Below are 7,990 nucleotides of genomic sequence, written 5' to 3' on the forward strand. Positions count from 1 at the left end.
CTTTCGGGTGGAGTCGACGGACTCGGAGAACATCGTCGAGGGGAAGCCAAAGCCGGATCCGACGCCGGCTCGCCGATCGTCGCGGCCGCGCGGTCAGCGGGTGGCGTATGTGCGGGTGTCGGCCGCGGATCAGAACGAAGCGCGTCAGCTCGAGGCGGTGGGGGAGTGCGACCGGATCTATGTCGAGAAGCAGTCTGCACGCTCTCGTGCTGATCGCGAGAAGCTTGCCGAGTGCATCGGGTATCTGCGAGATGGTGACGAGTTGGTTGTTGCGTCGATGGACCGGCTCGCTCGTTCCCTGGTGGATCTCAAGCAGATCGTTGGCGAGATTACTGCCAAGGGTGCCAGCGTGGAGTTTGTCCACGAGCGGGCTACCTACGCCGCCGGCGCCCAGGATCCTCGCGCCGATCTGATGCTCTCGCTGCTCGGGGCGTTCGCCGAGTTCGAGCGGGCCATCATCCGTGAACGTCAGGCAGAGGGCATCGCCATCGCCAAGGCGAAGGGTAAATACAAAGGGCGCAAACGCGTCTTGACCGACGAGCAGATCGACAAGGCCCGCGCCCGCATCGAGTCGGGGGAGGGGCCATCGGCGATCGCCCGCGATCTCGGAATCGGACGCTCCACGCTGTACCGGGCGCTCCAACATCAACTGACAACCACGTCGAATTAGGTGGTCCATCCCCCTTCCTGCATCGTCCCCTCCGCGTGGACGGGCCACTGTGATACGTTGCGTATCACAGTTAAACAGATAGTTTGACGGTGTTTTGGGGAGGGTGTTGTGGCGACGATAGCGTTTCGTGTGGACGATGCCATGCGCTCCGAGCTGGAGGAGCTCGCGCAGAGTCGGGGCGTGAGCCTGTCCGACCTGGTGCGATCCACCTTGGAAGGGCTGATCCTTCGAGATGATCCCCGGGGGCGGTGGACAGAGACTGCGCCGCGCACCCTGACGACCTACGAGCGGCAGATGCTCGCCATGCAGCACCGCATCCTCGCCCACGTCATGCCACCCACGCATGAAGACGCCCCCACCGAAGACTGCGCCCACGTGGAGGGGGACCCCGACTATCAGCGCCAACGCGCCCAGATACTGGAAGGCGGGTACGTCACCGAATACAGCGACGTGTTCATCAGTACCCACCCCGAACTGACGGCCGACGAGTGCACCTTCGTGATGGATCTACTCGACATGTTTCGCACCATCACCGTCAGCATCCAGCGTCTTCGGGGCGCCGGGCAGAGCATCGGTGACGAAACGGAACGGTTGCTGCAGTTTGACGGCTTTGATTACCAGGTCAAGGCCGAAACGCGACTCCTTGACTACGTCCGGCATCTCGTCAGCGAGACCCGCTGGTCCGAAGTGCTCCCCGTGCTGGGTCCTGATCACGACTACGGCAACTCCCACGGTCCGAGGCTGGAGCTTTACCAGCGGATTCTTGGCGAGTACCAGCTCATCCGCCACGAGCAAAAGCCGCGTCTCGAGCTGTCTGACTACCTACTCACAGCTGACCAGCTGCAGCGTCTGGCTGACGCCGGAACTCATCCCTCACGCAGGTCCGACCACCAGTCGGGTGGCACGGCGGGATCGCCTTCAACGGTCGAAGGCTGACGGAGCATGGACCCGCGCAATAGAGGGGATCTCGAACGGTTAACAGCCCGCTACCGAAGCCTGCCTGGTCGAGAGCGGGTGGCGTTCGTGGACGAGGCGTACCGACTCCCCAACGATTGTCGCCCAGGCGAAAAGCCCTTCTACGCCCTGGCCGCGGTGCTGCTGACGATCGACGATCACGTGGATATCCGCGCGGACCTGCATCGCATCGTCGGCGGCAACTGGTGGCATACCGTCGACGCACAGCAGACCCAAGACGGACTCCCGAAGATCGAAGAGCTGACGGACTACCTCGCTGACTATCGCGACCCGTGCGTCCTGGCCGTCTGCCATACCCCAGGTCCGGACGACCAGGCCATCGGTATGCGTGCGGTGAGCCTGTCCGCTCTACTCGCCGCACTAGGCTCCCAGGCTCCACGCCCAGGCGCCGGCGAGGGCCACCAACGCGTCGTCCCCGCGCAGGCCAAGATGATCGTCCTAGAGCGACAGAACAGACATCAAGACACCGACCGCGACTTGCACACCATTAGGCAGGCGCGCCAGAGCGGCGCTATCAGCCGACACTTTCCAGTGATGCATGTGTCCCCATCGATCGAGAACCTGCTCTGGCTACCCGACCTGGTCAGTCACACTTATCGTAGGTACATCACCCACGACGAAGATCTCGTCACTCGCCTCGACGGGCAAACGGTGACGCTTGAACTGCCCGCAAATAAGAGCGACCCCCTGGGTGCCGCAGCATATGTCCAGGGGGTAAGCCGACTGTTCCAGTAGGAAGGGTCGGTCTCTGCTCGCCTTTATGATCCCGCACCTCTGCCACGAATGCAACCACGCGGGCCCCAGGCGTCTGCCGTGGCCGTCCTCAGCGCATGGCCCCGGCCTAGTGGGCATGGCACGGACGGCGACCGATCTCCGTTCCGCCAGCGTCGCGCGAGACCCTGATGCGCGCACTTCTTTTGCACTGCACCTCTGCGCCACAGCTGCATGGGCCACCAGTGGAGTGCGAGCTGCCGAGTCCCAGGCACGGGACACACGGGGCAGTTGTCGCGGTAGGGGATCGTCTACTGCGACACCGAGGGCATCGGCCCACCGCGGTGGACAAGGCGCAGCCTTGAATATTTAGAGGCTTGGGGGAGCGGTGGGTAGTACCACGGGTCCAGCCGGGAAATCCATCGAGACATGGACCGGTGCTGGCCGTCGATCTCCGTGTTGACGAACTCCTACTGCATCTCGTAAATGCCTGGTCTGCTCGATCCTGTTCGAGCCTAATACCGACGATCAACCATGGTTGGCATGGTGAATGGGGAGCCGCTTGCTGAGGCACAGGTCCCAAAGGTTCCAGCGACCCCGCAGAAGCTGGCGCTAGGGGCCGGCCACTTGCCGATGACAGAGGCGTTGATCTCCCCGTCGACGTTGGTCATGGCCGCCATGTCGAAGTCCAGGTGAAGGCTGTCCGGCATACCGCCAGTAGCTATGTCTTTCTGCGCAAGTCGACGTTTGCGTTGGAGCCGTGGATGGTTCTGACCCTTATCGTCTACGGCGACTAACTCGATGATCAACCGCAGGTTCACTTCGTCCCCCCACCGACTAGGGGTCTCCTTGTCCACCGACCAACTATGACTATGCCCGGGGGCATGAGTGCACCCGAGTGCGGCCTCAACGTTTGTAAAGCCTGGGGGGATGAGCTTGCGGAGCGGTCCGCAGACTCCGGCCACGTTCCTCGGCTGATGCAGCACGCTCACCCCAAGCTTGCCTGACCAGGACGGGCCCCGGCATTAAGTAGCGACCAGCATCCATTGCAACACCACCCTACTGCCGCCATGCGATAAGACAGACTGTTCGCATCCTGGTCGGAAAGTCCCCGCCGAACGCACCTCGTGCATAGTATGACTTTTCTAATGTTTGCAGCTGGTACGTCTGCCGGCTCACGCTGACGATGGAGGGCGCGGGGGATGGCACGGAAGCAGGAGCACGGTCGTCGGTGGGTTCGCACGGTAGGGGCGGTGCTCGCCAGCGTGGCGGTCGTTGCAAGTCTCACAGGACAGGCCGGGGCAATTGGGCCGGGGGGAAGTGGTTCTTTGGGGTCACTCGGGTCGAGTGCTGGTGAGGTTCCGGTGACACCTGAAGAGCCGGGTGACGGGTATGACCAGCTGGTCGAAGACCCAGTTTCGGGGGCGAGATCTGCGACCGGCGATGGCAAGCTGGTGTTTCCTCAGCGGTCGATCACTCTCGCTGACGATGACGCACAGATCACCGCCTCGACGGTGCCGAATCTGCCCGAAGTCGTTCACAGGTCCCTTCTGGAGCTGGCTGACGACGGGTTTGTATCGGCTCCGGTTTCGTACACCGCTGACCCTGGCGTCGCTGAGAACGGGGTAACCATTACCCGAACGTATCCAGCACCGATCCCTGCGGGCGCGTTTTACTCCCTCGTGTACTGGGACACCGTGACGGAAGCGTGGGTCCCGGTGACCACGGAGATCAGCCCGGATCGTAGAACGCTTACTGCGCGGGTTGACCACTTGTCGTGGTGGTCGGACCTCGTGGTGTCAGTGCAGGATGGCGGCGCATTCAGGGATGCGGTGACTTCGGCAGGCAGCACGGTGATCGACAGCATTGGGTCAGTTTGGGATGCCACCTCTAGCGCTGTGCGCGGCGTAGGCGGTCAGCTCGGAAGTGGGGTAGGCCTCGCGAACGAGTATCTGTATCAGGGTGTTGCTGCAGTGTTCGGCACCTTCGCCCATGTCCCGGATTGCACGGGGCAGGCACCGGCGTGGGTCCTTGATTACGGGAACCGTTTCGATGATCAGAGCGTCTACGCTCCGATCAAGTTCTGCGCCGGGCGTTCTCCGCACGATTCTTCCCTGCTTGAAGTGAAGGCTGCATTGAATCGCAGTTACCCGATGTTCTTCGACACCACGCCCGAGGCGGTGCGCATCAGGAATACGTGGGCGTCAGGTACGTCGTTCGACAACGCGCTTGCGGTCCTTGCCAATCCGACATCCAGCACCATGAGCATGCTCGCCGCCGTGACTAACGGAAACTTGGTCATGCCCGGCGACACCGTAGCGATGGAGTTTTCGCAGGACGATGTGGTGGCGAATGAGTATGCGCTCGAGGTGCAGTTTGATAACTCCAGAATTATGACCGCAATGGCAGTACGGCTTGTAGAGATCGCTCTCAATACTGCACTGGGCGATGCGCTAGACAGTGCGGGAAGGATTGCCCTGGGCGTTGGAGCAGTGACTCAGTGTTCTGCACAATTCGCCCAGTTCAATTCTGCAATGCTCGATCAATCAGTTGCCGGCGGCGATCTCACCGCAGGCGTGCTCGGCCCCGTCTCGTCGTGTCTGATCGGGGCCCTTGACAACTATAGTGCGCAACTTACGGAAGAAGCCGCGACTAACATGTCGAAAGTGATCTCGTCAAAGCGATGGGATAGCCTCGGCAAGAAAGTAATGCGATCAAAAATCATTCTCGATCTTGTGACCACAGCAGGCGAATACGGAGTATGGGACAACAAGTATGTCAACCCTGACGTAGGTGGGGGGCTCCAGCTCATCCTCGGCGCTCGATACGAAGACGACAATGGCGGGAACGGTGACTCACGAGTCACCGCGATCAGCGGTGTGAGCGATCACACGTGCGCCGTACTGGCTGATCGCACCGTTTCGTGTTGGGGACGTAACCTCGAAGGCCAGCTTGGGGATGGTTCCACTTCTAACCGCTCCACCCCGGTTGAGGTGGCTGGACTAAGCGATGTCACCGCAGTGGCCACTGGCGGTTTCCATACGTGCGCTTTGCTAGGTGACCGCACCGTCAAGTGTTGGGGATTCAACTCTAACGGACAGCTTGGAGACGGCTCCTACTCTGACCAGGTTGCGCCAGTCGAGGTCACAGGTTTGAGGGACGTGACGGCTATTGCCGCCGGCTACCTGTATTCGTGCGCATTACTTGCCAACGGTTCCGTGAGTTGTTGGGGAAGTAACCAGTATGGGCAACTAGGAGACGGCGGAGAGTACCCCTTCGGCAATCGGTCCACCCCTGATGACGTGGTAGGCCTCACCGATGTCACGGTTATCAGTGCTGGTGCACATCATGTGTGTGCGCAGCAGAATGGACGTGCTTACTGCTGGGGGAATAGCAGTTATGGCCAGGTCGGCTCAGTCGATGCTCATAGCAATGCCAATTACGCTCCGGTCCAGGTGTCGGGTTTGAGCGACGTGGCGTCTGTGAGTGCAGGTGTGTTTCATTCTTGTGCGGTGATGCGTGGCGGTACCGTCTCGTGCTGGGGACACAACGCTGCAGGCCAGCTTGGGGACGGTTCAAACGCGTATACTGGTAGCCCGGTCCCGGTATCTGGCCTGAGCGGTGCTGTCACGGTCTCCGCGGGCCTTTATCACACGTGTGCCATTGTCCAGGACGCTACTTTGAGCTGTTGGGGTCGCCATTATCATGGTGATATCGGAGACGGCACCGATGTCGGGTGGTGGACGCCGGCTCGGGTGCCGGGCGTAAGTGATGTCATCGCCACCTCAACCGGTAATGGTCATACGTGTTACGTCCAAGGGGACGGGTCCACTTCGTGTTGGGGAGTCAATGACTCCGGGCAACTCGGAGACGGTACTCTCACCTTTCGGCCGACACCATTTTCTGTTGTAGGGATGTAGGCCGAGGCTAGGCGCAGTCTTGGCAGATGGGGCGTGTTGTGGGCGTGGCGGCTCGACAGGGGTTAACCGTTCAGGTCGCCCTCTGATGGGAATGCGCGCTAGCCGGTTTATTGCTGACGGCGAGGTCGGTAGTCTCGGTGCGCTCAGGCTGCGGGGTGAAGGCTGGCCAGCCGTGAGTGCGTGTGGGACAAGGAAGGTTGCGGCGAGCTTTCGTGGCCGCGTATGCCGACCAGGGTGTGATCGCGAGTGCCCAGGCCGCGTGCGGCCCGCACTCGAACGAGGGGGGAGCAACTTACGGAGTAGTCGAGTTCGCGAGATGGGCAACTCGACACCGGTAGCTTGTCATAATCATTATTATCGGCGTTAACATTGTTGCTGGCCAGGGCGCGTTTCTGAAGCATCGACCGCCCATGGCAGGTTATTCGACTGTCCGGGCTGGGTCGGTTCTGGCTTTGGTTGGCGCCCTGCTGTCGATCTAGTTGGCGGCTGTATACGCCTGCATCACGTCGGCGGGGATTCGTCCGCGGTCCGAGATTTCGTAGCCCTTGTTGCGGGCCCAGTCGCGGATTGCTTTGGTGTCCCCAGACGTGGTCGTGTTTTTGCGGGCCGTCCTGGCCGTGTTTCCGGTCACTCGGTGGCCGGCCTCGATGTATGGTGCTACGGCCTCGCGGAACGCCTGGGCGTTGTCATCGCTGAGGTCGATGGAGTATTCCCTGCCTTCAAAGGCAAAGGAGATGGTGTTCGACGTCTCGCCCAGGTCGGTTCCATCGAGATCGTCGATGTATCTCACCTGAAATTGTTGAGCCATTGTTTCCCCCTACTGTGGTGGCTGTTATTGCAGGGTCACAGTATGCATCAAAAATATGTGCGCTACGCGATCGCATTCGTCGGAGCTTCACGCCGATTGCTTTTTGCTACCTGGGCCCCGGTCGTCCGGGACTTCGGGTTTGGGGTCATCCATAGTGGTAGCGGCAGGTGGCGATACGGACTTCCGTTTCGGTCACTTTGTAGACGAGTCGGTGTTCGTCGGTGATTCGTCTGGACCAGTATCCGGCGAAATCGTATTTGAGGGGTTCGGGTTTGCCGATTCCTTCATTGCCGTTGCGAGTGATGTCCTGCAGGAGCAGGTTGATCCGTTTGAGGATCTTGCGGTCCTGTTGTTGCCACCAGAGGTAGTCCTGCCAGGCGTTGTCGTCCCAGACCAGCAGCACGTCAGTCCGCGCCAAGCAGGTCGCTAGCCTCGGCGTCGAGCAGGTCGCGAGCCTGGCCACGGCCATCCTCGAGCCTTTCCATCGCATCCAGGAGCCGACGGGCGTTGGCCGGGGATCGCATCAGGTGGGCGGTCTCGCGCAGGGACTCGTAATCGTCGAGGGAGACCATCACCACGGGTTCGTGACCGGCACGGGTGATGACAACCTCCTCGCGGTCGTTGGTGACTCCGTCGAGGACCTCGGCGTAGCGCGCCCGGGACTCGGTGTAACTCATGGTCTTCATGTCGAACCTCCTGTACGTAAAAGTGTACGTAGCGCGAGCGTGCGACGCAATCGCTTCCCTCGCAGCTGACGGCGCTACTCCCGAAGGGCCGATCCGCGGGCTGTTGGTGCGCCGTCGGGGTGCCGACGCGTGGCGGGCATTGCGATACCGAATCCGGCAGCGAGCTCGCCCCCGGCATGGGCGCGTCGGCCCTAGGAGCATGGGTCAGTAATGGCTCGAA

At 61.3% G+C, this 7,990-nt stretch carries 8 protein-coding genes; 4 read left to right on the top strand and 4 right to left on the bottom strand.

Translation table 11 applies throughout. The features are described 5' to 3' along the window. The 3 genes from CEY15_RS17170 to CEY15_RS17180 all read left to right on the top strand — a co-directional run. Positions 1-670, top strand: a 670-nt coding sequence (locus tag CEY15_RS17170) for a recombinase family protein (protein ID WP_095719432.1), incomplete at its 5' end; no start/stop codon positions are given. Between the two features lie 141 nt (positions 671-811). After that, entirely contained in the window at positions 812-1,606 is a 795-nt protein-coding gene (locus tag CEY15_RS17175) for a YfbU family protein (RefSeq protein ID WP_141244314.1), read from the top strand. A gap of 6 nt (positions 1,607-1,612) precedes the next feature. After that, positions 1,613-2,380: a hypothetical protein gene (locus tag CEY15_RS17180; RefSeq protein WP_245847713.1), complete on the top strand. Its 768-nt coding sequence runs from the start codon at positions 1,613-1,615 to the stop codon at positions 2,378-2,380. A gap of 491 nt (positions 2,381-2,871) precedes the next feature. Here the strand turns inward: CEY15_RS17180 and CEY15_RS18295 are convergent, their stop codons facing one another. After that, positions 2,872-3,213 carry a hypothetical protein gene (locus tag CEY15_RS18295; RefSeq protein ID WP_141244315.1) on the bottom strand — a complete coding sequence of 114 codons (342 nt, stop codon included), beginning with the start codon at positions 3,211-3,213 and terminating at the stop codon, positions 2,872-2,874. A 507-nt stretch (positions 3,214-3,720) separates the two neighbouring features. Between CEY15_RS18295 and CEY15_RS17185 the strand changes: the two genes are divergently transcribed. Further along, complete coding sequence (locus tag CEY15_RS17185; protein WP_176475173.1) at positions 3,721-6,276, top strand: RCC1 domain-containing protein; 2,556 nt, start codon at positions 3,721-3,723, stop codon at positions 6,274-6,276. 475 nt (positions 6,277-6,751) lie between these two features. Here the strand turns inward: CEY15_RS17185 and CEY15_RS17190 are convergent, their stop codons facing one another. From CEY15_RS17190 to CEY15_RS17200, 3 genes are all read right to left on the bottom strand, one after another. Then, positions 6,752-7,084: a histone-like nucleoid-structuring protein Lsr2 gene (locus tag CEY15_RS17190; protein WP_095719436.1), complete on the bottom strand. Its 333-nt coding sequence runs from the start codon at positions 7,082-7,084 to the stop codon at positions 6,752-6,754. 145 nt (positions 7,085-7,229) lie between these two features. Continuing rightward, positions 7,230-7,487 (bottom strand): Txe/YoeB family addiction module toxin, encoded by a 258-nt coding sequence (locus CEY15_RS17195; RefSeq protein ID WP_017836491.1) that lies wholly within the window; start codon positions 7,485-7,487, stop codon positions 7,230-7,232. 1 nt (position 7,488) lies between these two features. Beyond that, positions 7,489-7,770 carry a type II toxin-antitoxin system Phd/YefM family antitoxin gene (locus CEY15_RS17200; RefSeq protein WP_069388805.1) on the bottom strand — a complete coding sequence of 94 codons (282 nt, stop codon included), beginning with the start codon at positions 7,768-7,770 and terminating at the stop codon, positions 7,489-7,491. Between the last annotated feature and the right edge of the window lie 220 nt (positions 7,771-7,990).

The sequence above is a fragment of the Dietzia natronolimnaea genome (assembly GCF_002289575.1).
Classification (GTDB): Bacteria; Actinomycetota; Actinomycetes; order Mycobacteriales; family Mycobacteriaceae; genus Dietzia; species Dietzia natronolimnaea_A.

Coding starts and splice junctions, on each gene's coding strand:
- CEY15_RS17180 (WP_245847713.1), top strand. CDS start 1,613: ATGGACCCGCGCAATAGAGGGGATCTCGAACGGTTAACAGCCCGCTAC.
- CEY15_RS17175 (WP_141244314.1), top strand. CDS start 812: ATGCGCTCCGAGCTGGAGGAGCTCGCGCAGAGTCGGGGCGTGAGCCTG.
- CEY15_RS17200 (WP_069388805.1), bottom strand. CDS start 7,770: ATGAAGACCATGAGTTACACCGAGTCCCGGGCGCGCTACGCCGAGGTC.
- CEY15_RS17190 (WP_095719436.1), bottom strand. CDS start 7,084: ATGGCTCAACAATTTCAGGTGAGATACATCGACGATCTCGATGGAACC.